1 protein-coding gene and 1 pseudogene are annotated in these 3,448 nt (G+C 72.2%); both read right to left on the reverse strand.

All coding sequences use genetic code 11. The features are described 5' to 3' along the window. Nucleotides 1–231: pseudogene (locus tag E4099_RS30560) on the reverse strand (hypothetical protein); the annotation flags it as partial. A gap of 456 nt (nucleotides 232–687) precedes the next feature. Continuing rightward, nucleotides 688–3,141 (reverse strand): non-ribosomal peptide synthetase, encoded by a 2,454-nt coding sequence (locus tag E4099_RS30565; protein ID WP_135342350.1) that lies wholly within the window; start codon nucleotides 3,139–3,141, stop codon nucleotides 688–690. Nucleotides 3,142–3,448 lie beyond the last annotated feature (307 nt).

The raw sequence follows: 3,448 nt of genomic DNA on the forward strand, positions 1-3,448 counted from the left end.
GTCAGGGGCCGTGTGGCGGCCTGGGTGTTCCTCGTCGGCCATGGGTGTGTGCCGGCCGGGGGGCATGGGCTGGTGGGGCTGGGGCGCGGTCATGCCGATGCGCGCGGGCTCATGCCCTGAGTCGTGCTGGGTGAGGTGGCCCAGGGTGTGCATGGTGACGATGCCGAGCACCAGCGCGGTGAGCAGCAGTATCCGTCCCGCCCAGACCAATCCGGTCTGCCCGTGCCGCACCGCTCACCTCCCCATGGGTCGAGTCGGGGCTCACGATACCCCGAGCGGGTATGTGCCCGTCGGCTCGGGGCGAGAGGGGGCGGGGAAGGACCCGCGAACGGCTCAGTGGGTGGGGTGTGCGCTGGGTGGCCGGGTTGCCTGGGCCTCCGGGCTTGGGTCCTGGACCGTATATTTACGGCGCGAGTGCCCCGAAACGCTGGAAACTCGGTGATAGCGCCACAAATACACGTCATCGTCCAGGACCCAACCCCTGCGGCCCCGGCGTACGTTCAGGGCCCGCCTCCTGTGGTCGGTGGCGTGTGTCCGGGACCCGGTCCCTGTGGTCGGTGGCGTGCGTTCAGGGCCCGACCTCTACGGCCCCGGCGGGCCCGACCCCTGGACCCGGGCGTGCGGGTCCAGGGGCCTACGCCTGCGGCCCTGGTGTGGGGCCCGGATTCCTCTGGGCGCCTGCGGCGGTCACTTCTCGCGGGTGTCGATCATCGCGGCCAGGTCGGAGAGGACCGGGTGGTTCATGAGTTCCCGGGCGGTGAACAGCCGGTCCAGTTTGACGATCATCCGGACCGCGGACAGGGAGTTGCCGCCGCTTTCGAAGAAGTGGAGGTCGCGGCCGATGCGTTCCACGGGTATCCGCAGCGTCTCGGCCCAGGCGGCGGCCAGCCGGCGTTCGGTGGCGGTGGCCGGCGGCTGGTGCTCGGTCTCCGAGACGGCGGACTCGGCGGCCAGCCGGGTCAGGGCCTTCTTGTCGATCTTGCCGTTGGGCGTCAGGGGCAGCGCCTCCAGCGGGTGCAGCACCGCGGGCACCATATAGGCGGGCAGCCGGCCGGCGAGGGTCTCGCGCACCAGGTCGGGGGCGGTCGGCTCGGAGGCCGCGTAGTAGCCGACCAGCTGGCTGATCTCGGGGAGGACCACCACGGCCGCGTCCCGGACACCGGGCGCCAGCAGCATCGCGTTCTCTATCTCGCCGATCTCGATCCGGAAGCCGCGGAGCTTCACCTGGGCGTCGCGGCGGCCGAGGAACTCCAGCTTGCCGGAGGGCAGCCAGCGTCCGAAGTCACCGGAGCGGTAGAGCCGCTCGCCCGGGTGGTGCGGGTCCGAGCCGAACGCCGCGCGGGTGCGCTCCTCGTCGTTGATGTAGCCGCGCCCGACGCAGACCCCCGAGAAGACGATCTCGCCCGGGGCGCCCAGCGGGACCGGCTCGAGCTGTTCGTCCACCACGTACACCCGGACGTTGTTCACGGCGGGGCCGAGCGGCACCCGGTCGCCCTCCGGCGGGGCGGTCATCACCTCGTGGTTGGTGTCGTCGGAGGTCTCGGTCAGGCCGTAGGCGTTGACCAGCGGGATGCCCGGGTAGCTGGCGAACCAGCGCTGGACGAGTTCGCGCTTGAGCGGCTCGCCGGTGGCCGAGACGATCCGTACCGCACCGAACGGCCGCGGCTGCTGTTCGAGGTGGGTGAGCAGGACCTCCAGGTAGGAGGGCACCACCTGGAGCACCCCGACCCCGCCGGTGATGACGGTGTCCAGGTACCTCGGTACGTCGAGCACCGCGTCCTGCGGGACGATCAGGGTGCGCCCGCCCACCAGAAGGGCGGACAGCAACTGCCACAGGGAGATGTCGAAGCACTGCGGCGCGGTCTGGGCCACCACCTGGTCCGACTCGATGCCCAGGTCGTCGATCTTGGCGTAGAGGTGGTTCAGCATGCCGGCGTGCTCGCACATGGCGCCCTTGGGCAGCCCGGTCGAGCCGGAGGTGAAGTAGATGTAGGCCAGCTGTCCGGCGCCCACCGCCACCTTGGGGTCGGTGTCGTCCCCGACCTCGCGGTACACCCGGGCCACGTCGATCGGGGTGGTGCCGGGCAGCTCGGCGAGGGCCTGGACCAGCCGGGGCCCGCCGTCCCCGACGGTCAGCGCCCGGGTGCAGTCGCTGCGGGTGAGGACCTGGGTGATCCGCTCGGCCGGGAAGTCCGGCTCGATCGGCAGGTACACGCCGCCCGCCTTGAACACCCCGATGACGGCCGCCAGCCAGTCCAGGCCGCGGTCCATCACGACGGCGACCACGTCCTCGGCGGCCAGCCCGTCCGCGAGGAGCGCCCGGGCGATCCGGTTGGCCCGGGAGTTGACCGTCGCGTACGTCCAGGACTCCGCGCCGGCCACCGCGGCGACGCGGTCCGGGTGGGCGCGGACCCGCTCCTCGAACAGCTCGTGGAAGCGCTGGTCGGGCAGTTGGCGCAGCGGGCCGGCCAGCTCCACCAGCTGGGTGTGGCGCTCGGCGGCGGAGACCAGGCTCTGCTCGTGGTGGTGGGCGTCCAGGTCCTCGGCCATCAGGCCCAGCGCCGTCAGGTGGTAGCCGATCAGCCGGTCGGCCTGCGCGGAGTCGGCGACGCCGGTGCGGTGGAGCAGCCGTACCTCGGAGTCCGCGATGCTGATGGCCACGCACACCCCGGCGGGGAGCTCGATCGGCACCGAGCCGTCGGTGAGATCCACCAGGGTCTCGAACACCGGGCTGCCGAAGCGATCCTCCAGGGCGGCCACCGGAACGGCCTGCTCCACCGGCAGCTCGGACCAGACGTGCTGCGCCCGCAGCACCAGTTCCCGCCAGGAGCCGTCCTCGGCGTCCAGCCGGACCGGCACCGCGTCCGAACCCCGGACCAGGGCACCGGCCAGCACCTCCCGCTCACCGGTCAGCGCGCGCAGCGCCCGGGCGTGCACCGCGAGCTGGACGGCCTGCGGGGCCACCTCCAGCTCCGCGGCGACCCGGCCGACCACGGCGAGCACCGAGGGGGACGGCTTCACCGAGACATCGCCCACGGAGCCGTCCGCGGCCGGTGAGGTGGACCAGCGCGGGATCGGGGCGAACCCGCCGTCGGCGAGGTAGTCGGCCCAGAACTCGACATCAGCCGATACCGAAGTCATTGAGGTTCCTCCCGCTGGGGCGGCGCACGAGATGCCGGAAGACGAAAGGAGGGGGCGTCCCTCCGCCGCGATCAGTCTGACCACCGGCCCGGGAGCCGACCACTCCAGTTAAAAAGCCTGAAAGCGACCCAGGCCCGGCGAACACCCACCACCCGCCCGGAACACCCCGCACATGCCTGGCGAAGACCCCCATGTCCCCCTCGGCGTCCCCGCACGCACGGAGTCGATGACCGCCACGTCGCCCCTTGAGGCAGCTCGGAACGTCTCGCCTCCACTCCTGCGAACACCCCCGCCCCCGGCCCCGGAA

Origin of the sequence: Streptomyces palmae, from assembly GCF_004684805.1 — a bacterium.
Lineage (GTDB): Bacteria > Actinomycetota > Actinomycetes > Streptomycetales > Streptomycetaceae > Streptomyces > Streptomyces palmae.